The organism is Comamonas sp. MYb396 (assembly GCF_037479555.1).
In the GTDB taxonomy this organism is placed as follows: Bacteria; Pseudomonadota; Gammaproteobacteria; order Burkholderiales; family Burkholderiaceae_C; genus Comamonas.
Genome location: NZ_JBBGYU010000011.1, coordinates 13,331 through 37,459 on the forward strand (window position 1 = coordinate 13,331; position 24,129 = coordinate 37,459).

Sequence of the window (24,129 nt, forward strand, 5' to 3'; positions counted from 1 at the left end):
GGACACTCCTAACCGCAACTTGTCACTGGAGTTAACAAAACATGAAACGTCGTGAGTTTTCCACTTTGGCGGCTTCCGCTACTGCCGCTTCCGCGCTGAGCCTGCCTTTCGCTACTGGCGCCAACGCACAGGCCAAGTTCAAGGAAGGCAAGGACTACCTGAAGCTGGCCAAGCCCGTCACCCCCGATGCGCCCGCTGGCAAGGTCGAGGTGATCGAATTCTTCTGGTACAGCTGCCCCCACTGCAACGCCTTTGAGCCGCAGTTTGAAGCCTGGGCCAAGGCTGCCCCCAAAAACCTGCAGATCCGCCGCGTGCCCGTGGCCTTCAACAACACCTTTGTGCCCCAGCAAAAGATCTACTTTGCGCTGGAGTCGATGGGCCTGATCCCTGACGTGCATGTCAAGGTTTTCCGTGCGATCCACGTGGAGCGCCAGCGCCTGAACAAGGACGACGAGATCTTTGCCTGGATGGACAAGAACGGCGTGGACCTGGCCAAGTTCAAGGAAGCCTACAACTCCTTCAGCGTCGCAGGCCAGGTGCGCAAGGCCACCCAGCTGCAAGAATCCTATGGCGTCGAAGGCGTTCCATCGCTGGGCGTGGCGGGCAAGTACTACACCGACGGCACCCGTGCCGGCTCGATGAGCAACGTGCTGCAAGTGGTAGAGTTCCTGGCGGCACAAGGCTGAGCGGCCTCCCCAACGCTTTAGACAGAGCCCGCACGCGCGGGCTTTTTTGTGCCAAAAACGGCCCAACGCTCCAGCATGGCTACAATGGGGCAGAGCAAGATTCATGCCTTATGAGACACCGTATTTTTAACACTTTGTTGGTGGCAGTGGCCCTGGCCGTGCCGCTGCTGTCGCACGCTGAGCGTGCAGACCGCACCAAGCCCATGAACATCGAGGCGGACGATGGCCGCCACGATGAACTCAAGCAGACCAGTGTCTTCACGGGCAATGTGGTGGTGACCAAGGGCACCATCATCATCCGTGGCGCGCAGCTGACCGTGAGCCAGGACCGCGACGGCTTTCAGCACGGCGTGGTCACCGCTGCGCCGGGCAAGCTCGCGTTCTTCCGCCAAAAGCGGGATTCCGCCCCTGGCGCGCCCGACGAGTTCGTCGAAGGCGAAGGCGAGGTCATCACCTATAACGGCCGCGACGACACCGTGCACTTTGAGCGCCGTGGCGAGCTGCGCCGCTACCGCGAGACCACGCTGACCGACCAGGTCAGTGGCCCGCTGATCGTCTACAACAACCTGAGCGACACCTTCACGGTCTCCGGCCAAAAGGGTGCCCAGGCGGCGGCCGATCCCAAGCCCGGCGCGCCCAAGAAGGACCGCGTGCGCGTGATCCTGACGCCCAAGGCCGACGCCAAGGCGGACGACAAGGCCAGCGCCCCGGCCAAGCCCGCTGCCGATGACAAGACGCCATTGCGCCCCAGCACCCAACTGAACGACGGAGCCAAGTAACCGTGGCAGAAAACTCGTCGACCATTTCCGTCAATGCCCGGGTCGCCAACAGCGACCACCGCAGCCAGCTGGAGGTCTTGCACCTGGAGAAGTCCTACGGCAGCCGCAAGGTGGTCAAGGATGTATCGCTGTCGGTGCGCAAAGGCGAAGTGGTGGGTTTGCTCGGCCCCAATGGCGCGGGCAAGACCACCTCGTTCTACATGATCGTGGGCCTGGTGCGCAGCGATGGCGGGGATATCCGCATCGATGGGCAGTCGGTGGCCAATATGCCGATCCACCAGCGCTCGCAGCTGGGCCTGTCCTACCTGCCGCAGGAAGCCTCGATCTTTCGCAAGCTCAGCGTGCAGGACAATGTGCGCGCCGTGCTGGAGCTGCAAAAGGATGAGCATGGCAAGCCGCTCTCGCGCGCCGAGGTCGAGCGCCAGCTCACCGCGCTGCTGCAGGAGCTGCGGGTCGAGCACCTGCGCGAGTCACCGTCGGTGGCGCTGTCCGGCGGTGAGCGCCGCCGCGTCGAGATCGCCCGTGCACTGGCCACCCAGCCCCGTTTCATCTTGCTCGACGAGCCCTTCGCCGGCATCGACCCCATCGCCGTGATCGAGATCCAGCGCATTGTCGCCTTCCTCAAGGAGCGCGGCATTGGCGTGCTGATCACCGACCACAATGTGCGCGAAACCCTGGGTATCTGTGACCATGCCTGCATCATCAGCGATGGCAAGGTGCTGGCCGCCGGGACGCCGCAAGAGATTGTGGAGAACGCAGAGGTCCGGAGGGTGTATCTGGGTGAACATTTCCGTATGTGACACCGCACGCCTTGGCGGGCGTGCCAGCCAAGCTACCGACCCGCGTTGCGGGCCCGGTAGGGCTGATCTGTTGCCAACTGCCGCAGCCGCTGCAAAGGCGCAGCCATGATGCCGTCGCTGTCGCTGCGCGTATCGCAGAATCTGACCCTGACGCCCCAGCTGCAGCAGTCGATTCGCCTGTTGCAGCTGTCCACGCAGGAGCTGACGCAGGAAGTCGAGCAGATGCTCGACGAAAACCCGTTTCTGGAGCGTGAGGGCGAAGAGGCAACCGAGGCCGAAGCCGGTAAAGAAGCCGCTGAATCTGCCGAAGCTGCAGAAGCAGCCGACAAGGTTGCCGATACTGCTGCCAGCGCCGACACCAACAACAGCAGCGATTTCGAGCCCGGAACCTCCGACCAGCCGCTGGATTTTGCTGCGGGCAAGGAAACCGGCGTCGATGCCGAGGCCGCTGCCGGCGATTCGGCATCGGACTGGGAAGAGTGGGGCGGCGATCTGCCCGCCCGCTCCAGCGCAGGCGATGACGACGACGAGACGCCGATGTCCGACCGGCGCAGCGAGCACCTGAGCCTGCAGGATGTGCTGCACCGCCAGGCCTTGTCGCTGCGCCTGTGCCAGGAAGACCGGGCCGCACTCTACTTTCTGATCGAATCGCTGAACGACGACGGCTACCTCGAAGAAACGCTGGCCGAGCTCGCGCAAAGCTTTGGCGATGCCTCGGACCCCGAGCGCTACGAGGCGCTGCTGCACCACCTGACCGTGGCGCTGCGCTTGCTGCAAAGCCTGGAGCCGATTGGTGTGGGCGCGCGCAACCTGTCCGAGTGCATGCAGCTGCAGATCAAGGCCCAGCAGCGCCTCTTGGATGAAGAGGGCTCGGACACGCCCGAGGCCGATGCGCTGGCGCTGGAGACTGCCTTGCTGGTCTGCCAGGAGTCCCTTGATCTGCTGGCGCGCCGTGATGTGCGCAAGCTGGTGCAGCTGACCGGCTGTAACGAGGCGGCGGTGCGCAGCGCGCTGGCGCTGATCGCCAAGCTCGAACCCCGCCCCGGCCGGCCCTATGCCGATGTGGACCGCAACACCATCATCCCCGATGTCATCGTGCGACCCAGCAATGAGCGCGGCCTGCCGGTGCCCGGTTTCAGCGTGCAGCTCAATGCCGAGGTGATGCCGCGCCTGCGCGTGCAGGATGTCTACGCCAATGCCTTGCGCAGCCACAAGGGCAGCGAAGGCCATGGCGCGCTGCAGCAGCGGCTGCAGGAGGCGCGCTGGTTCATCAAGAACATCCAGCAGCGCTTTGACACCATCTTGCGCGTCTCGCAGGCCATCGTCGAGCGCCAGCGCAATTTCTTTGTGCATGGCGAGCTGGCGATGCGCCCCATGGTGCTGCGCGAGATTGCCGATGAGCTGGGCCTGCACGAATCCACCATCAGCCGCGTGACGACGGCCAAGTACATGGCCACGCCGCAGGGCACGTTTGAGCTCAAGTACTTTTTTGGCTCGGGCCTGGGCACCGAGACAGGCGGCAGCGCGTCGAGCACGGCCGTCAAGGCGCTGATCAAGCAGCTGCTGGACGAGGAAAGCGCGAAGAAGCCGCTGTCGGATGCAAAAATCGCCGATCTGCTGCAGGCCCAGGGCATTGAATGCGCGCGCCGCACGGTGGCCAAGTACCGCGAGGCGATGCGCATCCCGCCGGCCAGCCTGCGCAAGGCGCTGTAAACGCAAGCAGCCCGGGCCCATAAAAAAACCGCAGTTGCGTTATGCACTGCGGTTTTTGCTTTCGGATGGCGCCGTTTTACTTCGGCCACAGCCACCAGATGAACAAGGCCAGTACGGCCAGCATCAGGCCGAACTTGGTGAGCTTGTAGGCGGTCTTGTTCCAGGCCTTGAAGCGGCGGCGGTACTGGCCCATGTAGAACGAGATCTTGAAGATGCGGCTGATGAAGCCGCGCGGATCGCCTTCGTTGTTGGGCGAGCTGGCAGCAGCCACCACATGCGTGCCCAGCCAGCGGTTGAGCCACTGTGCAAAGCCATTGGTCATCGGGCGCTCGACATCGCAGAACAGCACGATGCGGTTGCCTTCGGAGCCGTTCTCGGCCCAGTGCATAAAGGTCTCGTCAAAGATCACGCCTTCGCCCTCGCGCCAGCTGTAGGGCGTGCCATCGACCTCGATCATGCAGCGGTCATCATTGGGCGCCAGCACGGCGAGGTGGTAGCGCAGCGAGCCGGCATAGGGATCGCGGTGCAGGTTGAGCTTGGCGCCGGGTGGCAGCTCGGCAAACATGGCGGCCTTGATGCCGGGGATGGACTGCACCAGCGCCGTGGTCTTGGGGCACAGCTCCATCGCAGACGGGTGGGCCTGGCCATACCACTTCAGGTAGAAGCGCTTCCAGCCGGTCTTGAAGAAGGAGTTGAAGCCCGCGTCGTCGTTGTTGGCCGCCGCCTTGATCTGCATGGCCTGGTGCAGGCCGATGGCCTCTTCGCGGATCTCGCGCCAGTGGGCCTGCAGTGGGGCCAGGTCGGGGAAGGTGCTGGTGGGCAGGTAGGGCGTGCGCGGTACCTTGCTGAACATCAGCATGAACACATTGAACGGCGCCGTGAAGGTGGAGTGGTCAAACAGCTGGCGCAGCAGCTTGTGCCGCACCTTGCCGCGCAGGTGCATGTAGAGGCCGCAGCCAAAGAAAAGCAGCACCAGGGCCAGAACGATGATTTTTGCCATAGACAGCGATTTTAGCGACTGCGCTGTGGCGGCGGTCTGCGCAAGCGCAAACTGGCGCGCGGCAAGGGCTGCGGGGCGGTGGGATGGCCTGCTGCCAGCAGGCCTATTGCGGTTTTGTCAACGGCAGGCCGGGTGGGCTTACCTGGGCTGGGCGGCAAAGGCGGTCTTGAGGCGCTGCAGCATCTCGCGGTTGAGCTGGCGCTGCTGGCCGCTCCAGTGCGTCATCGCCTTGTTCAGCTCGGCCTGCAGTGCGTTGGCGGTCTGCCAGTCGCCCTGGCCTGCGGCCCAGATCGCGTACTCGGCCATCACATCGAAGCTGCCCGAGTGCTGGCGCGCAAAGTCAAAGCTCTTGCGTGCCATCGCCTGGTCGCCCAGCTGGGCATAGGCCTTGGCCACCAGCAGGCCCACGGCCTCGGCCCGAAAGTGCACATCGGCCTGGGCAATCACGCGCAGCTGCTGCAGCGCCTGCTGCGGATGGCCGGCCTGGTAGGCCGCTTGCGCAGCGCCCCAACGGATATCGAGGTCGTTGGCAAACGGGCCCTTCATGCTGGCCTCGAAGTGGCCAAAGGCCTGCTCGGCCTGGCCATTGGCCAGCAGGGCCTGGGCCAGGCGGATCTGGTTCTGCGCGGTGGGGCTGTAGTCGTAGGCGGCCTGGGCTTCGCGCACTTCGCGGGTCGGGTCCAGCGCCTTGACGGCATTGCTCGCCAGGCTGCGGGCATGGCGCTGCAGGCGCGAATTGGGCAGGTAGATGGCAAAGAAATACACCACGCTGCCCAGGAAGGGGAAGGCCAGCAGCACAAACAGCCAGTAGTTGTTCTGGCCGCTGCGCACGGCGTGGACCGCAAAAAACAGTGCAATGATGACGTGTACGCCGGCTCCGAGGTAGGGCATCCGCATTCTCTCTGAGTGATGGAGGGGAAGGGCGGCTGCACCGAGGGCTGCGGCCCGCTCTGGGGCCAGACTATAGCAGCCAGCCACCCGTTACGCCTGCGCTATGGGAGCCGGGCTGGCGAATGCCACTGGCACAGTCCACATTCCCGTGCGCTTGGCAGACAATGGGGCAAGCGCGTATGCTTGCCCCCCTGCTTATGAACCAACTGCATTTGTTTTTGCCCTGCGCCGCCGGCGTCGAGGGCCTTTTGGCGGACGAAGTCCATGCCATCACCGGCGCCAGCGGCCAGGACCTCCTGGTGGCGCGCGGCGGCGTCATGCTGCGCGGCATGTGGCGCGATGCGCTGCTGCTGAACCTGCACAGCCGCCTGGCCCAGCGTGTGCTGGTCGAGCTCTCGCACAGCATGTACCGCAACGAGAACGACCTCTACCGTGCCGCCAGCGAGGTGGCCTGGGAGATCTGGTTCTCGCCCAAGGAGACCTTCAAGATCGAGGTCACCTCCCAGCACAGCCCGCTGACCAGCCTGAACTTTGCCGCGCTGCGCGTCAAGGATGCGATTGCCGACCGCTTCCGCGAGCGGCGCCACGGCGTGCGCCCCAGTGTGGAGACGCACCACCCCGATGTGCGCGTGCACCTGCACCTGACCACCGATGGCGCCACCATCTATATCGACACCTCGGGCGAGGCGCTGTTCAAGCGCGGCTGGCGCGAGGACAAGGGCGATGCCCCGCTCAAGGAAACGCTGGCCGCGGCGATGATTGCCGCGAGCGGCTGGGACCCGCATGGCGACGACCCGCAGCCGCTCTACGACCCCTGCTGCGGCAGCGGCACGGTGCTGATTGAAGCGGCCCAGATCGCGCGCAAGATCCCGGCCGGTATCCTGCGCCGCTTTGCGTTTGAAAAGCTGGTGCCCTTCCAGCGCCATGTCTGGGAAGCGATGCTCGACGAGGCCGAGCGCCAGATCCTGCCCCAGAGCCCCGTGGGCATCTATGGCTCGGACATCTCGTTCCGCATGGTCGATTTTGCCCAGCGCAATGCCGAGCGCGCCGGTGTGGCCGAGACCATCGAGCTGCGCGGCGGCGATGCGCTGCAGCGCATGCCCCCCTGCGAGCAGCCCGGCATGATGCTGCTCAACCCGCCGTACGGCGAGCGTATCGCGGCGGCGGGCTCTGCGGGCCGCAATGCGGCCGAGCGCATGGGCCATGTCGAGCGCGCAGGGCGCGAGACGGCGCAGACCGAAGATGGCGGCGAGTTCTTCACCCAGCTGGCCAGCCACTGGAAAAAGAACTACAGCGGCTGGAGTGCCTGGATGCTGACGCCTGACCTGAAACTGCCCGGCAAGATGCGCCTCAAGGAATCGCGCCGCACCCCCATGTGGAATGGCCCCATCGAGTGCCGCTTGTTCCGCTTTGACATGATCAAGGGGGCGCTCAAGCCCCGGGGAGAGCAGCCCGCGCCAGGCGGTCAACCATGAAGGTGGTGCTCAAGTGGCCATCGTGCAATGAAGGCTACGCCGGACCGCTTCCCCGGCCGGTGGTGCTGGACACCAATGTGGTGCTCGACATGCTGATCTTTGATGACCCGCATATCCCGCCGATCCGCACGCTGGTGGCCCAAGGCGCGCTGCGCTGGATTGCCGACGAGGCCCAGCGCATCGAGCTCGAACGCGTCCTGCACTACAGCCAGATCGCTCCGCGCGTGAGCTTCTACGGCAAGACGCCCGAGGGTGTGATGGCCGCCTTCGATGCGGCCGTACAGTATGTCGATGCCGCGCCCAAGATCCGCTTTAGCTGCACCGACCCGGACGACCAGCATTTTCTGGACCTGGCCAGCCAGCACCAGGCCTTGCTGGTGAGCAAGGACAAGGCGGTGCTCAAGCAGCGCAAAAGGGTGGCCACCTACTACGGCGCCACCGTGGGCAACCTGCTGCAGCTGGAGCCTGCCGAGGCCCAAGCGCTGGCCTGAGCGCCCGCGCCAGCACAGGGCGGGCGCGGCTTCAACTGTTGCGCCCCAACCACCCATGGCCTGGCGGGCGATGCGCGGCCTATGCGGCCCGTCTGGGCGCGCGCCGCTATCATGGGACCCATTGCGCAGGGACGGCCCTGCATGGCGCTGCAGCAGCGGCGCGCACCTCCGCCAGGACGGCCTGGCCATTCCAATATTCCGTTTGTTCAAGGAGTTCGATATGGCCTGGGTGTATTTGCTGGTTGCCGGTGTGCTGGAGGTGGTGTGGGCGTTCACGATGAAGCAGTCCCATGGTTTTACTAACATCAAATACAGCGCGATCACGCTGGTGGCGATGATCGCCAGCTTTGGCCTGCTGTCGGTCGCGATGCGCAGCCTGCCGCTGGGCACGGCCTACACCATCTGGACGGGCATTGGCGCCGTGGGTGCCTTTATCGTGGGCATCACCGTGCTGGGCGAGGCGCTGACGCCGATGCGTGTGGTAGCGGCCTTGCTGATCGTCAGCGGTCTGGTACTGATGAAGCTGTCCTCTTCCTAATGGCCTGCGGGCGGCTGCAGCGGGGATGCCTTAGGCCTGTGAACGTGTTTGCAGGCCCTGCGACAATAGCGGGATGACCGATTCCTCTACCGCTGCAGGCACCGTGCCTCGCAAGTCCCCGTCCCGGCTTTCCACGGTTGACAAGACCCGCATCGATGACACCCGCATCAAGGTGGTGCGGCCGCTGATCACGCCCGCCCTGCTCGAGGAGTGGCTGCCGATCACCGACGAGGCCTACCAGCTGGTGGAATCGAGCCGCGCGGCCATCTCCAAGATCCTGCATGGTCAGGACGACCGCCTGGTCGTCGTGGTGGGCCCTTGCTCCATCCACGACCATGACCTGGCAATGGACTATGCCCGCCAGCTCAAGGTGCAGGCCGAGGCTTTGAAGGACGACCTGCTGGTGGTGATGCGCGTGTATTTTGAAAAGCCGCGCACGACGGTGGGCTGGAAGGGCTATATCAACGACCCGCACCTCGATGGCAGCTTTGCCGTCAACGAGGGGCTGGAGCTGGCGCGCCGCCTGCTGCTCGATATTCTGGCGCTGGGCCTGCCAGCCGGCACCGAGTTTCTGGACCTGCTGTCGCCGCAGTTCATCAGCGATCTGGTCAGCTGGGGCGCCATTGGTGCGCGCACCACCGAGAGCCAGAGCCACCGCCAGCTGGCCAGCGGCCTGTCCTGCCCGGTGGGCTTCAAGAACGGCACCGATGGCGGCGTCAAGGTGGCGAGCGACGCGATTTTGGCGGCGCAGTCCGAGCATGCCTTCATGGGCATGACCAAGATGGGCCAGAGCGCCATCTTCGAGACCCGGGGCAACCAGGACTGCCACATCATCCTGCGCGGCGGCAAGCAGCCCAACTACAGCGCGGCCGATGTGCAGGCCGCCTGCGAGGTGCTGGCCAAGGCCGGCCTGCACGAGCAGGTGATGATCGACCTGTCGCATGCCAACAGCAGCAAGCAGCACCGCCGCCAGATCGAGGTGGCCGCCGATGTGGCCCAGCAGGTGGAAGGGGGCGACCGCCGCATCACCGGCGTGATGATCGAGAGCCATATCCACGAAGGCCGCCAGGACATCGTTGAAGGCCAGCCGCTGGCCTATGGCGTCTCGCTCACCGATGCCTGCATCAGCATGGAGCAGACCGTGCCGGTGCTGGCCCAGCTGGCGCAAGCGGTGCAGGCGCGCCGCGCTGCCAACCAAGGCTAAAACAAGGCAGGCGCAGGTTAACGCTGCGCCGCGCCCAGCATGATCACGCCCATGCCGGCCAGGCACAGCAGCACGCCGGCGATGTCCCAGCTGCTGGGGCGGATGCCGTCAACCAGCCACAGCCAGGCAATCGCCGTCGTCACATAGACCCCGCCATACGCGGCATAGACCCGGCCCGATGCGGTCGGGTGCAGGCTCAGCAGCCAGACAAAGGCCAGCAGCGCCAGGGCCGCTGGCAGCAGCACCCAGGCCGGCGCCTTGTCCTTGAGCCAGAGATAGGGCAGGTAGCAGCCCACAATCTCGGCAATCGCCGTCAGCACAAACAAGGCGGTGGTGGTCAGCAGGGACATCAAGGGGCTTTCTCAAACAGAGGCAGGCGGGCGGCCAGTTCAGCGTCGTGCTGCGCCAGTTGCTGCAGCTGGGCAAAGGCCGGCGCTGCAGCGGGCACGATGCGGTTGCCGCAGACCTGGCTATAGCCATCTAAAAACGAGGACGCCAGCTCGGCGCTGTGCAACCAGGTATCGGCGCAGGCCAGCAGCGCTGCGCATGCGGCCTCGCTGCGCCCCAGCTGGGCAATCGCCCAGAGCGCGGCCTGGCTTTCGACCTCGTCCAGATCGGCATGGTCTTGCACCAGCAGATCCAGCGCCCGCTGCTGCTCAGCGGCAGACAGCTGCTGCTCGGCCAGCAAGCGGCCGATTTCGGCAATGGCGGGCACGCGCGAGGGCATGCCGTATTGGTTCAGGCTCATCGGTGGGAGTGTTGCAGATAACCGCCACGTAGGCGGCTAGGGGCAGCAAGCGGGCATGCAAGCTGCCCATATCGGATCAATCCCGATTAGAATTTCATAAATTGAGACATTAGTCTCGTAATAAGTAACTTATATACTGAAATATGAATTCTGAAGCGGATGGAAAACTGGTCAGCGCCTTGGTGCGCGGCGTCAGTATTTTGCAGTGCTTTAACAACAAGCAGCAAGAACTCAGTGGCAAAGAGCTGATGGACCTGACGGGTTTGCCCAAACCGACCTTGTTCCGCCTGACCGAGACGCTGTGCGAGCTGGGCCTGCTGCGCTATTCGGAGCGCCTGTCCAAATACGTGCTGGGCATTGGCGTGCTGAACCTGGCCTCGCCGCTGCTCTCGCGCATGACGGTGCGCCAGTTTGCCCGCCCGCAGATGCAGGAGCTGGCCAACTACATGGGCGGCCAGATCCAGCTGGCCGTCGGCGAAGGCCGGCGCCTGGTGCTGGCCGAGCTGGCCAATGGCATGGACAACAAGGTCTTCACGCCAGAGATCGGCGTGGCCGTGTCCTTGGTGCGCACTGCCACTGGCCGCGCCTACCTGCTGGGCCAGAGCGAAGCCGAACGCCAGGCCTATCTGGACGAACTGGATGGCCGCGCGCCCGAGCGTGCTGCGCTGCTGCGCGAGCGCCTGGACGATGCGCGCCAGGACCTGGCCCTGCACGGCTTTTGCCGCAGCCATGGTGACCTGCACCGCGAGATTCTGTCGATCGCCGTGCCGCTGTCGCAGCCCATCGATGGCGAGCGCTGGGTGTTTGGCGCCTCCGTCCCCACCTACAACCCCAAGAGCCGCGAGCTGGAGACCGACATCGGCCCGCGCCTGGTGACCCTGGTGCGCTCGCTCGAAGGGCTGATCGGCACCTCCAGCCTGTCCTGATCCGAGCGGGCAGCGCATCGCAAAAAACAACCACAGGAGACAAGCATGAAAGTATTGGACGGCATCAAGGTGCTGGAGATTGGTGGCCTGGGACCGGGCCCGTTCTGCGCGATGCACCTGGCCGACCTGGGCGCCGATGTGATCTCCATCGTGCGCGAGGAAAAGGGCGCAGCCCCCACCGGCAACCTGCTCAACCGGGGCAAGCGCTCGGTGTTTGCCGACCTGAAAAGCCCCGAGGGCAAGGCCCTGGTGCTGGCCCTGGTGCAGGAGGCCGATGTGCTGATCGAAGGCATGCGCCCCGGCGTGATGGAGCGCCTGGGCCTGGGCCCGGCCGAATGCCAGGCGCTGAACCCGAAGCTGGTCTATGGCCGCATGACCGGCTGGGGCCAGACCGGCCCGCTGGCCCCGCGCGCCGGCCATGACAACAACTACGCAGCGGTCTCGGGTGCGCTCTGGGGCTGCAGTCCGGCCGATGCTCGGCCCGTGTCGTCGTTTGCGATGGTGGGCGATATCGGCGGCGGCGCGCTCTACCTGATGACCGGCCTGCTCGCTGGCGTGATCCAGGCGCGCAGCAGCGGCAAGGGCTGCGTGGTGGATGCCGCCATTGTCGATGGCGCCGCCCATATGCTGAACCTGGCGCTCAGCGCCCGCCAGCGCGGCATCGTGGCCGATGTGCGCGGCCAGAGTATCCACGACAGCGCACCGTTCTACGAGACCTATGTCTGCGCCGATGGCGAGCACATCACCATTGGCAGCATCGAGCCGCAGTTCTATGCGCTGCTGCTGCAGACCCTGGGCCTGGCGGAGGACCCGGACTTTGCCGCGCCCCAGTCGCAATGGGACAAGGCGCTGTGGCCGCGCCGCCGTGCACGCCTGCAGGCGCTGTTTATCACCGAGTCGCGCGCGCACTGGCAGCAGGTGTTCGAGGGCAGCGATGTCTGCTTTGGCGCTGTATTGAGCCCCTTGGAGGCGGCTGCCCACCCGCATATGCAGGCGCGTGGCGTCTACCACGAGCAAGGCGGCGTGTTGCAGGCAGCGCCCGCACCGCGCTTTGACGGCCAGGCCTATGACACGCCGGCGATGTGCGCCGCAGGCGCGCATACCGAGGCCGTACTGGCGCAGGTCACGGCAGGAGATGCGAGCGCTGCCTGGCGCCGCTGAGCGCGCCGGGGTGCGACAATGCTGCCCTGCCTGGGCAGCGCCTGACCGGGCTCAGATCAAGGGAGTTGCCAATGGGCATCGTGGTTTTTTACCTGCGCAACATGGCCGAGGAGGCCGAGGGCGGGCCGCCTGACTGGCAGCCGCAGTGCCTGGCCTATAGCGACAAGCAGATGAGCGAGGCACTGGCGCAATGCCAGCGCCTGCGCGCCGACCCGCGCCATGCGCATGTGGTGATGTCGTCCGAGCTGCGCGACATGGTCGGGCAAATAGGGGTGGCCGCCGTCGAAGACGGCCGCACGCCCGATGGCGAGCACTATGACTGGAGCAAGGCCGGGCGGGCAGGGATGAGCCGCCGCAATGCGATGGAGCCGCCCAAAACGCGCGGCAGCGCCAGCAACGAATAAGCCGGATTTTTCAGCTTCGCGCAGGCCACTGGAAAGGGGCAGGCTGCTTGTTCAAAAAGGCCTGCACGGCCTCGCGGTGCTGGGCCGTACCCATCGCCAGCGCCTGGGCGTTCGCCTCTTGCTCCAGCAGCGCCGGCAAGTCGTTCGCCGCCATCGCCAGCGACCGTTTGATCAAGCTCAGCGCCACCGGCGATGCGCCCACAAAGCTGTGCGCAATCGCCTGGGCCCGTGCCTGCAGCTGCTCGGGGGCGACCAGCTCGCTGGCAATGCCCAGCTGCAAGGCCTCTTGCGCCGAGACCTCGCGGCCCGAGAGCATCAGCTCCCGCGCACGCTGCACACCAACAACGCGCGGCAAGGTGTAAAACGCCGCGCAGTCGGGCACCACGCCGACGCGGATAAAGGACATCGCAAAACGCGCCCGGTCGGACGCAATGATGAAGTCCGCCGCCAAGGCCAGGCTAAAGCCCGCGCCATAGGCGGCACCGTCCACCGCCGCAATCACCGGCTTGTCCAGCAGCATCAGGTCCTTGAGCCAGTGGTGCAGGCTGGACAGCCGCGCGCGCCAGCCGGCATTGTCCAGGCCCGAGGCCGCAATATTGCCCAGGTCACCGCCCGAGCAAAAGTGCTCGCCCACGCCGGTCAGCACCAGCGCACGCAGGCTGGCATCGGTCTGCACCAGGCGCACCACCTCGGCCATCTCCTCGCGCATCTGCGGGTCAAAGGCATTGCGCTTGGCCGGGTAGTTAAAGCGCAAGGTGGCCACGCCATCCTGGCGCTCAAAAATGATGCGTTCGTAGTGGCGGCTCATGCGGCACTCCGGGGGACATAGGAGGCGCGCATGTCGCGCCCGCCGCGCAGCGCGGCGCCGCCATCGACCGGGATGATGGCCCCGGTCACATAGCTGGCCAGCTCGGACGACAGGAACAGGGCCATGTGGGCGACATCGTCGGTGCTGCCCATGCGCAGCAGCGGCACGGTGGAGACGGCGCGCTCCAGCGCATCGGCGGTGGGCGCCAGGCGGCGCATGCCCTCGGTATCGCCGATGGGGCCGGGCGAGATGCTGTTGACGCGGATGCCGTCCTCGCCCCATTCCAGCGCCAGCACCTTGGTCATCATGTCGATGCCAGCCTTGGCCGCGCAGGCATGGACCTGGTACATGGTCGGGTTGACGCCTTGCGGTGCCGAGATATTGATGACGCTGGCGCCGGGCTTGCGCAGCATCGGGTAGGCCAGGCGCAGCACATGGAAGCTGCCATTGAGGTCGATGTCGACGACGGTCTTGAAGCCATTGGGCGACAGGTCCTTGGCCGGCGCAATGAAGTTGCCCGCCGCGCCCGAGACCAGCACATCGATGGGGCCAAAGCGGGCATGGGCCTGCTCCAGCGCGGCCTGCACGGCAGCCGGGTCGCGCACATCGGCGCTCAGGCCCAGGGCCTGCGCGCCCAGCGCCTCCAGCTCGGCGGCGGCCTGGGCCACCTTGTCGGCCGAGCGGCTCATGACCACGACATGCGCGCCCGCGCGGGCGAAGGCCTTGGCAATGCCCAAGTTGATGCCACTGCTGCCGCCTGCGACAAACACATGCTGGTGGCGAAAGGAGAAAGAGCTCATGGGTGTTCCGTATGCAAATAAAGGGAGGAGGCAGCGGCTTGCTGCGCCGCCTCCTGCAGTGCGCGCCACTGGATCTTGCCGGTGGCAGATTTGGGCAGCGCGGCGAGAAAGTCCACCGCGCGCGGCACCTTGTAGGCGGCCATCTGCGCGCGGCTCCAGCCGATGATCTCGTCTTCGGAGCTCTGCGCGCCGGGCCGCAGCACCACCAGGGCCTTGACCGATTCGCCGCGTTTGGCATCGGGCACGGCGATCACGCAGGCCTCCAGCACGGCTGGGTGGCTGTAGAGCATGTTCTCGACCTCGGCGGGCCAGACCTTGTAGCCATTGGCATTGATCATGCGTTTCAAGCGGTCGCGCATGAAGTAGTAGCCATCCGCGTCCACCGAGGCCAGGTCGCCGGTGCGAAAGTAGCGACGGCCATGGCGCTCGAAAAAGGCCTCGCGGTTGGCCTCGTCATTGCGCCAGTAGCCCTGCATCACCTGCTCGCCGCTGGAGACCAGCTCGCCCACTTCGCCAGCGGGCAGTTCTTCCAGCGTTTCGGGGTCGACGATCATCGAATGCACGCCCTGGGTGGGCACGCCCAGGCATTGGCGCTTGGTGTGGCCGGGCGGGTTGGCATGCAAGAACGCGGCGGTCTCGGTCAGGCCATAGCCCTCGCTGTAGTGCAGGCCATAGCGCTCGGCCAGCATCTGCGAGACCGCCTCGGGCATGGCCGCGCCGCCGCCGGCCAGCATGGCCAGGCTCGACAGGTCCAGCCCATGGGCAGCGGCCTGGCTGAACAGGTCGATCACCATGCTGGGCGGCGCGGTCCAGGCGGTGACCTGGTGGCGCTCGATCAGCCGGGCGGCCAGCAGCGCATCCCAGCGCGGCATCATCACCACGGTGCCGCCCACGGCAATGGGCATGTTCATGCCGTACTGCGTGCCCAGCATGTGAAACATCGGCGCGACCGACAGAAACACCAGGTCGTCATTGAAGCCGCGCCACAGACGCGAGCCAGTGAGCGATGCCAGCACCGAATGGTGGCTGTGCATGCAGCCCTTGGGGTGGCCGGTGGTGCCCGAGGTGTAGGGGATGGTGGCCAGCATGTCGGCCTGCGCCACACGCGGGCCGGGCGCCAGCTGCAGCGCCAGCGCTGCGGCAAAGCCATGGTAGGGGCCGGCGGGCAGCGGCAAACGCGGCGCGGTCACCACCTCGGGCAGGGCATCGGGCGGTGGCGTAGTGGGCAGCGCATCGCTATAGGCATGCACGACCACCGCATCGAGCAGGCCTTCGTCCACACAGGGCTGGGCGCTGGCCAGCAGCTCCTGGGCGACGATGGCCAGGCGGGCGCCGCTGTTGTCTGCGTAGTAGCGCAGCTCGGTGGCGGTGGTCATCGCGCTCACCGGCACCACCACGCCGCCGGCGCGGAAGATGGCATAGCAGGCGATGACGAACTGCGGGCAGTTCTGGCTTTGCAGCAGCACGCGCTGGCCCGGTGCCAGCTGCAGGCGCTGCTGCAAGAAGCCGGCCAGCGCCTCCACCTGGTCCAGCAGCTGGGCATAGCTGATGCTGGCGCCCGCGTAGATGATGGCGGCCTTGTCGGGGTAGCGCTGGGCCGAGGCGCTCAGGTTGTCGTCCAGCGTGATGCGGGGCACGCGCAGATCGCGCGAGACGCCTTTGGGCCAGTAGAAGGGCAGCGCAGGGCGTGGGGAGGCGGTGGAGGTGGAGGTGTCAGGCATCGGCAGCTCGCCTCAATCCAGCTGCAGCTGCTGGCTTTGGATCAGCGCGCCCCAGGTCTGCTGGTCATCGGCCACCAGCTTGGCAAAACCGGCTTGCGGCATGCCGCCCGGGCGGCCGCCCAGCTCGCGGTAGCGGCGCATGATGTCGGGGTCCTGCAGCACGGCTTGCAGGTTCTCGGCCAGCTTTTTCTGCACCTCGGGCGGGGTCTTGGCGGGCACGAAGAAGCCCATCCAACCGACCTGGTTGAAGTTGCGCATGCCCAGCTCGGTCATCGTCGGCACCTCAGGCAGATCGGGCTCGCGCTGGTCGCCAGTCACCGCCAAGGGGCGCAGCTTGCCGTCCTTGATATGGACCAGGGAGGCGGTCATGTTGTCGAACATGAACTGGGTCTCGCCGGTCACGATCGCCATGGTGCCGGGGGCCGATCCCTTGTAGGGGATGTGGACCACGTCGGTGCCGGTGCGCTCCTTGAAGAGCTCGCCCATCAGGTGCGTGGTCTGGCCCACACCGGCGGACGAGAACGACAGCTTGCCCGGCTGCGCCTTGGCCGCCGCCACCAGCGCATCCAGGCTCTGGATCGGCGACTTGGCGGGCACGACCAGCACGTTGGCAAACGAGATCATGTCGGTCAGCGGGGCAAAGTCGCCGGGCTTGTAGCTGAGCTTTTTATAGGCCGTGTAGTTGATGGCATTGGAGCCGCTGTTGCCCACCAGCACGGTGTAGCCATCGGGCTGGGCGCGCGCGACCAGGCTGGCGCCCAGGCTGCCCCCGGCGCCCGGCTTGTTGTCGACGATCACCGACTGGCCCAGGCGCTGGCCCAGCTTTTGCGCCAGCAGGCGCGCCGGGATATCGGTCGACCCGCCTGCGGCGCCGGGCACGATCAAGGTGATGGTGCGTGTGGGCCAGGGGGCCTCGGCATGGACGCTGAGCGCGCTGGCGAGCAGCGCCAGGGCCGCCAAGGCCCGCAGGGGCTGGCGTGGATGGCTGGTACGTGGCATGGTTTTGTCTCCTGCTGCGCGCTTCTGTGGCGCGTCTAAGGGCTGTGCAACTACGAGTTCCGGGCTGGACGGGGTTCAGGCACCTTTCCAGACCGGTGGGCGTTTTTCCGCAAAGGCGGCTGCGCCTTCGCGCGCGTCCTGCGAGCTGAAGACCGGTGCGGTGATGACGGCCTGGCGGTCGAACATCTCCGCCAGCGGCCATTCGCCCGACTGGCTGGCCACCTGCTTGCTCGCAGCGACTGCCAGCGGGCCATTGGCGGCAATGGCCTGCGCCAGTGCCAGCGCGGCATCGAGTGCGCCGCCGGGCTCGGTCAGGCGGTTGACCAGGCCCAGCTGGGCAAAGCGCTCGGCGCCAAACATGTCGCCGGTCAGAATGCACTCCATCGCCACGTGGTAGGGCAGGCGTTTGGGCAGGCGCAGCAGGCCACCGGCCGATGCGGCCAGGCCCCGCTTGACTTCGGGTAGGCCAAATTTGGCATCGCGCGCGGCGACGATCAGGTCGCAGGCGAGCGCCACCTCAAAGCCGCCAGCCAGTGCATAGCCTTCGACCGCCGCGATCAGTGGCTTGGCCGGCGGCCGCATGGTGAGCCCGCAAAAGCCGCGCCCCGGCAGGCTGGGGCGCTTGCCCTGCAAAAAGCCTTTCAGGTCCATGCCTGCGCAAAAGCTGCCGCCCGCGCCGGTGATGATGCCCACCCGCAGTTCTGGCTGGCTGTCCAGCGCATCGAGTGCGCTGGCCATCGCCTCTGCCATCTCCAGGGTGGCGGCATTGCGCGCCTGGGGGCGGTTGAGCTGCATGATGAGCACCGGGCCACGGGTTTCGACCAGGAGTTCTGCGGTTTCAGAGCCAGACATGGGGGCCTTTCAAAGGGTGCTGCAGGGCAGGGGGGTCAGCGCGGTTGCATGCGGATCGCGCCATCTAATCGGATGGTTTCGCCGTTCAGCATCGGGTTCTCCAGAATGTGCAGCGCCGTCATCGCATACTCGGGCGGGCGGCCCAGGCGGGCCGGGTTGGGGACCGAGGCGGCCAGCGACTGGCGCACATTCTCGGGCAGCTTGGCGAGGATGGGGGTGTCGAACAGGCCGGGCGCAATGGTGCAGACGCGGATCATCTTGGAGGCCAGATCGCGGGCGGCAACGATGGTCATGCCGATGACGGCGGCCTTGGACGAGGCATAGGGAATCTGGCCGATCTGGCCTTCGTAGCCCGCGACCGACGCGGTCAGCACGCAGGCGCCGCGCTCGCCTTCGACCGGCTCGTTCTGCGCCATCGCCACGGCCGACAGGCGCAAGGTGTTGAAGGTGCCGATCTGGTTGGTGCGGATGATGTTCGTGTACTTTTCCAGCGAGCCGGGGCTGCCGTCCTTCTCGATCAAACGCACCGGGCCACCAATGCCGGCGCAATGCACCAGCGCACGGAACTGGCCCCAGGCCTGGGCGGCAGACACCGCCTTTTGCATCTGCTCGGCATCGGCCACATCGGCCTTGATGAACTTAAGCTGGCCGCCGTACTGCTTTTCCATCGCCGCGCCGCGCTCTTCGTTCAGGTCCACCGCCACCACGTTCAGGCCGCGCTCCAAGAGGGCCACGGCGCTGGCTTCGCCCAGCCCCGATACGCCGCCGGTCACGAGGGCGGTCATTCCTTTAGTCAATTGCATCTCAACAATCCTTGTCAGTTCAAACGTTCAATCCGATGGAGCCCGGAGGGCCTTGAGGCGCTTAGCGCAGCACCTCAATAATCGTGGCGTTGGCCATGCCTCCAGCCTCGCACATCGACTGCAGGCCATAGCGCTGGCCGCTGTCTTCGAGCGCATGCAGCATCGTGGTCATCAGCCGGATGCCCGATGCGCCCAGCGGGTGGCCCAGCGCAATGGCGCCGCCGCGCGGGTTCAGGCGCTCGCCATTGGCGCCCAGCTCCTTTTGCCAGGCCAGCGGCACCGAGGCAAAGGCCTCGTTGATCTCGTAGTGCGCAATATCGCCCAGCTGCATGCGCGCCTTGGCCAGCACGCGCTGGGTCGCAGGGATGGGGGCGGTCAGCATGTAAAGCGGGTCGTCGCCTACGACATCGAAGGCCACAAAGCGGGCGCGTGGGCGCAGGCCCAGTTGCAAGGCGCGCTCCTCGCTCATGATCAGCATGGCGCTGGCGCCATCGGTCATCTGCGAGGCATTGCCGGCGGTGGTGCTCCACTGGATCTGTGGAAAGCGGGCCGAGAGTTCCTCGTTCTCGAATACGGCCTTGAGCCCGGCGAGCTTCTCGGGCGTGGTGCTGGCGCGGATGGTTTCATCGGCGCTGACAAGGCCCAGCGGGCTGCGGATGGGCACGATCTCGCGTGCAAACGCGCCGCTGCTTTGGGCGGCATGGGCGCGCTGGTGCGAGCGGGCCGCGTAGGCATCCAGATCGCTGCGCGACAGGCCCCATTTGGCGGCCACCAGATCGGCCGATACCCCTTGGCCGACGAGGCCCGGTGCATAGCGCTCGTCAAAGCGCGCGCCGGTGGTGTTCTTGCCCATGCGCGAGCTGCCCATCGGCACCCGGCTCATCGATTCGACACCGCAGGCGATGACGATGTCCTGCGTGCCGGACATGATGGCCTGGGCGGCAAAGTGCACCGCCTGCTGGCTGGAGCCGCACTTGCGGTCGATAGTGGTCGAGGGCACATGGGCGGGCAGGCCGGCGGCCAGCCAGGCCAGGCGCCCGGGTGTGCCGGCCTGCTCGCCAGCCTGGCTGACGCAGCCGCAGATCACGTCATCGACGGTCGCGGGGTCGAGCTGGTTGCGGGCCACCAGCTGCTCCAGCACCTGCGAGAGCAGGTCGACCGGGTGGAGTTCGGCCAGGGCGCCATCGGGCTTGGCCCGGGCCATGGGGCTGCGGATGGCATCGACTATGACGGGTGTTTTCATCATTTAATGAGACTTGTGGATCATTAAATTAATAATAGGTTTCAAAAAACCGAATACCTACTGGTATTTACCCGCAGTAAATTTCCGAGTAAACGCCAGATACTGTCCGTGAAATCTCGAAATTCGAGACGACTGATTCAAAATTAGAGTAAAGATGTAACACAGGTGATTGCGTGCAGCGCTCTCCTGTGCACCACGGAGACCGAGGAGATGCACAACTTCTTCAGCTGGGCCCAGGCCCAGCCCGAGCGGGTGGTTTTGACGCAGGCCGACACCGGCCGGCGCTACACCGCAGGCGAGATAGCGCAGGGGGCCGAGCAGATGGCGCAGTGGCTGGCGCAGCAGGGGCTGCAGGCCGAAGAGACCATCGCGGTGCTGCTGGAGAACCGCTATGAAATCATGCAGCTGGTGCTGGCCGCGCGGCTGGCCGGCCTGTATGCCGCCGTCATCAGCACGCACCTGACCGCTGCCGAGGTGGCCTATATCGCCCAGGACAGTGGTGCCAAGATGCTGCTGGTCTCCAGCAAGACCTGGCCGACTGCGCAAGAGGCGGTGCAGGGCCTGGCGCTGGCCTGCTATTCGGTCGATGGCGATACGCCCGGTGTGGCGCCCCTGGCCGATGCGCTGGCCGCCGTGCCCCAGGGCGCGCAGATCGACCTGGCCACGCGCCCACTGGGCCGCGATCTGCTCTATTCCAGCGGCACCACCGGCCGGCCCAAGGGCATCAAGAAGCCGCTGCTGGCAGCGGCCTATCGGCAGCAGCGCGACCCCGAGGTCGCAGCCTGGATGCGCAGCATGCGGTTTGATCAAGACGCCGTCTACCTCTCGCCCGCGCCGCTCTACCATGCAGCGCCCTTGCGCTACAGCCTGCGCACCCTGGATGTCGGCGGCTCGGCCATCATCATGAGCCGCTTTGACCCCGAGCAGGCGCTGGCGCTGATCGAGCGCTACCAGGTCAGCCACAGCCAATGGGTGCCAACGATGCTGGGGCGCCTGCTCAAGCTGCCCGATGAGGTCAAGCGCCGCTACCGGCTGGACAGCCACCGCGTGGCGATCCATGCGGCAGCGCCTTGTCCCGTGGCCGTCAAGCAAGGCATGCTGGACTGGTGGGGCGATATCTTGCTGGAGTACTACGCCGGCTCCGAAGGCTGCGGCACCACCTTGATCGATTCGGCCCAATGGCGGGAACGGCCGGGCTCGGTCGGCCGGGCCATCAGCGGCCAGTTGCATATCGTTGGCGACGACGGCCAGGAGCTGGGGGTTGGCGAAGTGGGCCGGGTGTATTTCTCGGGCGGCGGCGCTTTCCAGTACCTCAATGACGAGCGCAAGACGCGCGAGGCCATCGATGCGCGTGGCTGGGCCACTTATGGCGACATCGGCCATGTCGATGCCGAAGGTTTTCTGTTCCTGAGCGACCGGCGCGCCGATCTGATTTTGTCGGGCGGGGTCAACCTCTACCCGCAGGAGATCGAGAACGCGCTGGCCCGGCATGCGGCCGTGGAAGAGGTGGCCGTCGTCGGCGTGCCCGATGAGGACTTTGGCGAGCAGACCCTGGCCGTCGTGGTGCTCAAGCCCGGCTTTGCGCCCGACGAGGCCATGGCACGCGCGATTGTCGACCAGGCCGCTGGCAGCCTGTCCAAGGTCAAGCGGCCCCAGCGCCTGGTGTTCGAGCCCAGCCTGCCCCGGCTGGAGACCGGCAAGCTGCTGCGCCGCGTGCTCAAGGACCGTTTCAAGGAGGCGCCGCAGGCGGGCTTTGGCCTGCGCAGTAGCAGCGGCGCCCAGGGCTGATGCCCCTCATTCATTCCACTTCATTTCACCCTTTGACCACCATGCAAGACCTGACCCAACGCAGCGTGTTCCGCGAAGACCATGTGCAATTTCGTGATGCCGTCCGCCATTTCTTTGACAAGGAGATCGTGCCCTTCCATGCGCAGTGGGAGCGCGATGGCATTGTGCCCAAGGAGGTCTGGCGCAAGGCCGGCCGCGAGGGCCTCTTGAACACCATGCTGCCCGAGCCCTATGGCAGCGGTGGCGACTTTGGCCATGCGGCGGTGCTGATCGAGGAGATTGCCCGCACAGGCGCCAGCGGCCTGGGTTTTCCGCTGCACTCGGACATCGTCGCGCCCTATATCCATGCCTATGGCAATACCGCGCAAAAGGACCGCTGGCTGCCCAAGATGGCAGCGGGCGAGATGATCGGCGCGATTGCGATGACCGAGCCCGGCGCGGGCAGCGACCTCAAATCGGTGCGCACCACGGCCAAGCGCGACGGCGACCACTATGTGATCAATGGCGCCAAGACCTTTATCACCAATGGCATCAATGCCGAGATCGTCGTCGTGGTCTGCAAGACGGCGCCCGATCTGGGGGCCAAGGGCGTGTCGCTGATCGTCGTCGAAGACGGCACCCCCGGCTTTGCCAAGGGCCGCAAGCTCGAGAAGATTGGCCTCATGGCGCAGGACACCTCGGAGCTGTTCTTTGACAACGTGCGCGTGCCGGTGGACAACCTTCTGGGCGAAGAGAACATGGGCTTCAAGTACCTGATGCACGAGCTGGCGCAGGAGCGCCTGGTGGTGGCGGTGCGCGCTGCCATGTCGATCGAGGCCTTCTTGCAGAAGACCGTGGACTACACCCGTGAGCGCAAGGCCTTTGGCCAGACGGTGTTCGAGTTCCAGAACACCCGCTTCAAGCTGGCCGAGGCCAAGGCCCAGGCGACGATGCTGCGCGTGTTTGTCGATGACTGCATGCGCCTGCACCTGACGCGCGAGCTGACACCGGACCGCGCGGCCATGGTCAAGCTCAATGCGACGGCGCTGCAAAACAAGCTGCTTGACGAATTTTTGCAGCTGCACGGCGGCTACGGCTACATGACCGAGTACCAGGTCGGCCGGGCCTGGACCGATGCCCGGATTGGCCGCATCTACGGCGGCAGCGACGAGATCATGAAGGAAATCATTGCCCGAACGCTTTGACCATGACCAGCGCCCCGAGCACGCCACAGAGCGCGCCAGCGGCATAACCAGCAACAAGGAGACAAACCATGCAAAACCGCCGCTCGGCCCTGGGCCGTGTGCTCACCACTGCCGCCTGCGCTGCCCTGGTGCTTGCCACCGGCAGCGCCCTGGCCGCCGACAACTACCCCAGCAAGCCCATCCGCCTGGTGGTGCCCTACCCGGCAGGGGGCGGCACCGACATCATTGCCCGCCTGATGGGCACCCAGCTGTCGCAGCGCTGGGGCCAGCCGGTGATTGTGGACAACAAGCCCGGTGCCAGCGGCATGATGGGCAACGACCTGGTGGCCAAGGCGCCCGGCGACGGCTACACGGTGCTGCTGGGCATCACCGCGCTGGTGCAGATCCCCGCGCTGTACAAGAAGGTACCCTACCAGCTGAGTGACCTGGCACCCGTGTCGCAGGCGGTCAAGTCGGCCGACCTGGTGTTTGTGCCGCGCAGCTCGGGTATCACCAGCCTGCAGCAGTTTGTCGCCAAGGCCAAGGCCCAACCCGGCAAGCTCAACTTCGGCTCCTACGGCAATGCCACCTCGTCGCACCTGCATGGCGAGCAGCTCAAGCTCAAGGCCGGCATCGACATGGTGCACATCCCCTACCAGGGCTCGGGCCCGGAGATGGCGGCCATGCTGGGCGGCCAGCTGGAGTCGGCCTTTATCGATGCGGCCGCTGCCTACCCACATATCAAATCGGACAAGGTCAGCATCCTGGCGGTGACCGGCGCGCCGCGCCACCCCGCGCTGCCCGATGTGCCAACGATGGCCGAGGCCGGCTACAGCGGCTTTGAGGCCAATGGCTGGTTTGGCTATTTTGTGCCGGCCAGCACCCCGCAGCCGATTGTGGACAAGCTGGGCAACGAGCTGGCTGCCATCGTCAAGATGCCCGAGATCAGCAAGCGCCTGCTGGACATGGGCCTGATCCCTGTGGGCTCGACGCCGGCGGAGTTCAAGCCGCTGCTCGCGCGCGATGCGGCGCACTGGAAATCGATTGTCGATGCGGCGAAGATCTCGATGGATTGACGCGAAAACACAGCGCTTTAGCGGGACTTCAGGGAGGTGGCGCAGTACAGGAGAAGCCCA

General features: G+C 65.9%; 25 protein-coding genes. 14 read left to right on the forward strand and 11 right to left on the reverse strand.

Annotated features, from left to right (window positions below; all coding sequences use genetic code 11):
• Window positions 1-41 precede the first annotated feature (41 nt).
• From WH265_RS21310 to WH265_RS21325, 4 genes are all read left to right on the forward strand, one after another.
• Window positions 42-686 carry a thiol:disulfide interchange protein DsbA/DsbL gene (locus tag WH265_RS21310; protein ID WP_339559586.1) on the forward strand — a complete coding sequence of 215 codons (645 nt, stop codon included), beginning with the start codon at window positions 42-44 and terminating at the stop codon, window positions 684-686.
• A 110-nt stretch (window positions 687-796) separates the two neighbouring features.
• On the forward strand, window positions 797-1,465 hold the full coding sequence (lptA, locus tag WH265_RS21315) for a lipopolysaccharide transport periplasmic protein LptA (protein ID WP_339559587.1): 669 nt from the start codon (window positions 797-799) through the stop codon (window positions 1,463-1,465).
• Window positions 1,466-1,488: 23 nt separating this feature from the next.
• Window positions 1,489-2,265: an LPS export ABC transporter ATP-binding protein gene (gene lptB, locus WH265_RS21320; RefSeq protein WP_116926389.1), complete on the forward strand. Its 777-nt coding sequence runs from the start codon at window positions 1,489-1,491 to the stop codon at window positions 2,263-2,265.
• Between the two features lie 105 nt (window positions 2,266-2,370).
• Complete coding sequence (locus tag WH265_RS21325) at window positions 2,371-3,978, forward strand: RNA polymerase factor sigma-54 (protein ID WP_339559588.1); 1,608 nt, start codon at window positions 2,371-2,373, stop codon at window positions 3,976-3,978.
• 76 nt (window positions 3,979-4,054) lie between these two features.
• Here the strand turns inward: WH265_RS21325 and WH265_RS21330 are convergent, their stop codons facing one another.
• Window positions 4,055-4,969 (reverse strand): aspartyl/asparaginyl beta-hydroxylase domain-containing protein, encoded by a 915-nt coding sequence (locus WH265_RS21330; protein ID WP_445228566.1) that lies wholly within the window; start codon window positions 4,967-4,969, stop codon window positions 4,055-4,057.
• 147 nt (window positions 4,970-5,116) lie between these two features.
• Complete coding sequence (locus tag WH265_RS21335; protein WP_021025048.1) at window positions 5,117-5,869, reverse strand: hypothetical protein; 753 nt, start codon at window positions 5,867-5,869, stop codon at window positions 5,117-5,119.
• 197 nt (window positions 5,870-6,066) lie between these two features.
• Between WH265_RS21335 and WH265_RS21340 the strand changes: the two genes are divergently transcribed.
• The 4 genes from WH265_RS21340 to WH265_RS21355 all read left to right on the forward strand — a co-directional run bounded on the left by WH265_RS21340 (window position 6,067) and on the right by WH265_RS21355 (window position 9,577).
• Window positions 6,067-7,344 carry a THUMP domain-containing class I SAM-dependent RNA methyltransferase gene (locus WH265_RS21340; RefSeq protein ID WP_312986201.1) on the forward strand — a complete coding sequence of 426 codons (1,278 nt, stop codon included), beginning with the start codon at window positions 6,067-6,069 and terminating at the stop codon, window positions 7,342-7,344.
• The gene (locus WH265_RS21345; RefSeq protein WP_339559590.1) at window positions 7,341-7,835 is read left to right on the forward strand and encodes a putative toxin-antitoxin system toxin component, PIN family; all 495 of its coding nucleotides are present in this window, start codon (window positions 7,341-7,343) and stop codon (window positions 7,833-7,835) included. Before WH265_RS21340 ends, WH265_RS21345 begins: the two co-directional genes overlap by 4 nt.
• 220 nt (window positions 7,836-8,055) lie before the next feature.
• Window positions 8,056-8,373 carry a DMT family transporter gene (locus WH265_RS21350; RefSeq protein ID WP_027010449.1) on the forward strand — a complete coding sequence of 106 codons (318 nt, stop codon included), beginning with the start codon at window positions 8,056-8,058 and terminating at the stop codon, window positions 8,371-8,373.
• A 73-nt stretch (window positions 8,374-8,446) separates the two neighbouring features.
• On the forward strand, window positions 8,447-9,577 hold the full coding sequence (locus WH265_RS21355) for a 3-deoxy-7-phosphoheptulonate synthase (RefSeq protein WP_339559591.1): 1,131 nt from the start codon (window positions 8,447-8,449) through the stop codon (window positions 9,575-9,577).
• Window positions 9,578-9,594: 17 nt separating this feature from the next.
• Here the strand turns inward: WH265_RS21355 and WH265_RS21360 are convergent, their stop codons facing one another.
• Together WH265_RS21360 and WH265_RS21365 are read right to left on the reverse strand one after the other, a co-directional pair.
• Complete coding sequence (locus WH265_RS21360; protein ID WP_021025043.1) at window positions 9,595-9,927, reverse strand: YnfA family protein; 333 nt, start codon at window positions 9,925-9,927, stop codon at window positions 9,595-9,597.
• A complete protein-coding gene (locus WH265_RS21365; protein ID WP_339559592.1) occupies window positions 9,927-10,325 on the reverse strand; it encodes a hypothetical protein in 399 nt (132 codons plus the stop codon). Before WH265_RS21365 ends, WH265_RS21360 begins: the two co-directional genes overlap by 1 nt.
• Window positions 10,326-10,468: 143 nt before the next feature.
• Here WH265_RS21365 and WH265_RS21370 point away from each other — a divergent pair, with 143 nt between their 5' ends.
• From WH265_RS21370 to WH265_RS21380, 3 genes are all read left to right on the forward strand, one after another.
• Window positions 10,469-11,251, forward strand: a complete 783-nt coding sequence (locus tag WH265_RS21370) for an IclR family transcriptional regulator (protein ID WP_116926261.1) — start codon at window positions 10,469-10,471, stop codon at window positions 11,249-11,251.
• A gap of 45 nt (window positions 11,252-11,296) precedes the next feature.
• Entirely contained in the window at window positions 11,297-12,412 is a 1,116-nt protein-coding gene (locus WH265_RS21375; protein WP_339559593.1) for a CaiB/BaiF CoA transferase family protein, read from the forward strand.
• Between the two features lie 71 nt (window positions 12,413-12,483).
• On the forward strand, window positions 12,484-12,816 hold the full coding sequence (locus WH265_RS21380) for a hypothetical protein (RefSeq protein ID WP_021025039.1): 333 nt from the start codon (window positions 12,484-12,486) through the stop codon (window positions 12,814-12,816).
• Between the two features lie 10 nt (window positions 12,817-12,826).
• Here the strand turns inward: WH265_RS21380 and WH265_RS21385 are convergent, their stop codons facing one another.
• The 7 genes from WH265_RS21385 to WH265_RS21415 all read right to left on the reverse strand — a co-directional run bounded on the left by WH265_RS21385 (window position 12,827) and on the right by WH265_RS21415 (window position 20,042).
• Complete coding sequence (locus tag WH265_RS21385) at window positions 12,827-13,624, reverse strand: enoyl-CoA hydratase/isomerase family protein (RefSeq protein WP_339559594.1); 798 nt, start codon at window positions 13,622-13,624, stop codon at window positions 12,827-12,829.
• Entirely contained in the window at window positions 13,621-14,424 is an 804-nt protein-coding gene (locus WH265_RS21390) for an SDR family oxidoreductase (RefSeq protein WP_133855895.1), read from the reverse strand. Before WH265_RS21390 ends, WH265_RS21385 begins: the two co-directional genes overlap by 4 nt.
• A complete protein-coding gene (locus WH265_RS21395; RefSeq protein WP_339559595.1) occupies window positions 14,421-16,145 on the reverse strand; it encodes a long-chain-fatty-acid--CoA ligase in 1,725 nt (574 codons plus the stop codon). The genes WH265_RS21390 and WH265_RS21395 overlap by 4 nt, the downstream gene beginning before the upstream one ends.
• Before the next feature lie 12 nt (window positions 16,146-16,157).
• Window positions 16,158-17,144, reverse strand: a complete 987-nt coding sequence (locus tag WH265_RS21400) for a Bug family tripartite tricarboxylate transporter substrate binding protein (protein WP_339559596.1) — start codon at window positions 17,142-17,144, stop codon at window positions 16,158-16,160.
• A 75-nt stretch (window positions 17,145-17,219) separates the two neighbouring features.
• Entirely contained in the window at window positions 17,220-17,996 is a 777-nt protein-coding gene (locus WH265_RS21405) for a crotonase/enoyl-CoA hydratase family protein (RefSeq protein ID WP_339559597.1), read from the reverse strand.
• Window positions 17,997-18,031: 35 nt separating this feature from the next.
• Window positions 18,032-18,799, reverse strand: a complete 768-nt coding sequence (locus tag WH265_RS21410; protein ID WP_339559598.1) for an SDR family NAD(P)-dependent oxidoreductase — start codon at window positions 18,797-18,799, stop codon at window positions 18,032-18,034.
• A 61-nt stretch (window positions 18,800-18,860) separates the two neighbouring features.
• Complete coding sequence (locus WH265_RS21415) at window positions 18,861-20,042, reverse strand: thiolase family protein (protein ID WP_339559599.1); 1,182 nt, start codon at window positions 20,040-20,042, stop codon at window positions 18,861-18,863.
• 210 nt (window positions 20,043-20,252) lie between these two features.
• Here WH265_RS21415 and WH265_RS21420 point away from each other — a divergent pair, with 210 nt between their 5' ends.
• The 3 genes from WH265_RS21420 (at window position 20,253) to WH265_RS21430 (ending at window position 24,069) form a co-directional block, all read left to right on the forward strand.
• Window positions 20,253-21,830 (forward strand): AMP-binding protein, encoded by a 1,578-nt coding sequence (locus tag WH265_RS21420; RefSeq protein WP_339559600.1) that lies wholly within the window; start codon window positions 20,253-20,255, stop codon window positions 21,828-21,830.
• A gap of 41 nt (window positions 21,831-21,871) precedes the next feature.
• On the forward strand, window positions 21,872-23,014 hold the full coding sequence (locus tag WH265_RS21425) for an acyl-CoA dehydrogenase family protein (RefSeq protein ID WP_339537072.1): 1,143 nt from the start codon (window positions 21,872-21,874) through the stop codon (window positions 23,012-23,014).
• A gap of 68 nt (window positions 23,015-23,082) precedes the next feature.
• Window positions 23,083-24,069: a Bug family tripartite tricarboxylate transporter substrate binding protein gene (locus tag WH265_RS21430; protein ID WP_339521123.1), complete on the forward strand. Its 987-nt coding sequence runs from the start codon at window positions 23,083-23,085 to the stop codon at window positions 24,067-24,069.
• Window positions 24,070-24,129 lie beyond the last annotated feature (60 nt).

Excerpts from the sequence above, each read along its gene's own strand:
- WH265_RS21395 (WP_339559595.1), bottom strand. The coding sequence starts at position 16,145 with ATGCCTGACACCTCCACCTCCACCGCCTCCCCACGCCCTGCGCTGCCC.
- WH265_RS21430 (WP_339521123.1), top strand. The coding sequence starts at position 23,083 with ATGCAAAACCGCCGCTCGGCCCTGGGCCGTGTGCTCACCACTGCCGCC.
- lptA (WP_339559587.1), top strand. The coding sequence starts at position 797 with ATGAGACACCGTATTTTTAACACTTTGTTGGTGGCAGTGGCCCTGGCC.
- WH265_RS21410 (WP_339559598.1), bottom strand. The coding sequence starts at position 18,799 with ATGCAATTGACTAAAGGAATGACCGCCCTCGTGACCGGCGGCGTATCG.
- WH265_RS21310 (WP_339559586.1), top strand. The coding sequence starts at position 42 with ATGAAACGTCGTGAGTTTTCCACTTTGGCGGCTTCCGCTACTGCCGCT.
- WH265_RS21350 (WP_027010449.1), top strand. The coding sequence starts at position 8,056 with ATGGCCTGGGTGTATTTGCTGGTTGCCGGTGTGCTGGAGGTGGTGTGG.
- WH265_RS21325 (WP_339559588.1), top strand. The coding sequence starts at position 2,371 with ATGATGCCGTCGCTGTCGCTGCGCGTATCGCAGAATCTGACCCTGACG.
- WH265_RS21415 (WP_339559599.1), bottom strand. The coding sequence starts at position 20,042 with ATGAAAACACCCGTCATAGTCGATGCCATCCGCAGCCCCATGGCCCGG.
- WH265_RS21370 (WP_116926261.1), top strand. The coding sequence starts at position 10,469 with ATGAATTCTGAAGCGGATGGAAAACTGGTCAGCGCCTTGGTGCGCGGC.
- WH265_RS21420 (WP_339559600.1), top strand. The coding sequence starts at position 20,253 with ATGCACAACTTCTTCAGCTGGGCCCAGGCCCAGCCCGAGCGGGTGGTT.
- WH265_RS21335 (WP_021025048.1), bottom strand. The coding sequence starts at position 5,869 with ATGCCCTACCTCGGAGCCGGCGTACACGTCATCATTGCACTGTTTTTT.
- WH265_RS21400 (WP_339559596.1), bottom strand. The coding sequence starts at position 17,144 with ATGCCACGTACCAGCCATCCACGCCAGCCCCTGCGGGCCTTGGCGGCC.
- WH265_RS21385 (WP_339559594.1), bottom strand. The coding sequence starts at position 13,624 with ATGAGCCGCCACTACGAACGCATCATTTTTGAGCGCCAGGATGGCGTG.
- WH265_RS21340 (WP_312986201.1), top strand. The coding sequence starts at position 6,067 with ATGAACCAACTGCATTTGTTTTTGCCCTGCGCCGCCGGCGTCGAGGGC.
- WH265_RS21375 (WP_339559593.1), top strand. The coding sequence starts at position 11,297 with ATGAAAGTATTGGACGGCATCAAGGTGCTGGAGATTGGTGGCCTGGGA.
- WH265_RS21355 (WP_339559591.1), top strand. The coding sequence starts at position 8,447 with ATGACCGATTCCTCTACCGCTGCAGGCACCGTGCCTCGCAAGTCCCCG.
- WH265_RS21425 (WP_339537072.1), top strand. The coding sequence starts at position 21,872 with ATGCAAGACCTGACCCAACGCAGCGTGTTCCGCGAAGACCATGTGCAA.
- WH265_RS21345 (WP_339559590.1), top strand. The coding sequence starts at position 7,341 with ATGAAGGTGGTGCTCAAGTGGCCATCGTGCAATGAAGGCTACGCCGGA.
- WH265_RS21380 (WP_021025039.1), top strand. The coding sequence starts at position 12,484 with ATGGGCATCGTGGTTTTTTACCTGCGCAACATGGCCGAGGAGGCCGAG.
- WH265_RS21365 (WP_339559592.1), bottom strand. The coding sequence starts at position 10,325 with ATGAGCCTGAACCAATACGGCATGCCCTCGCGCGTGCCCGCCATTGCC.
- WH265_RS21405 (WP_339559597.1), bottom strand. The coding sequence starts at position 17,996 with ATGTCTGGCTCTGAAACCGCAGAACTCCTGGTCGAAACCCGTGGCCCG.
- WH265_RS21390 (WP_133855895.1), bottom strand. The coding sequence starts at position 14,424 with ATGAGCTCTTTCTCCTTTCGCCACCAGCATGTGTTTGTCGCAGGCGGC.
- WH265_RS21360 (WP_021025043.1), bottom strand. The coding sequence starts at position 9,927 with ATGTCCCTGCTGACCACCACCGCCTTGTTTGTGCTGACGGCGATTGCC.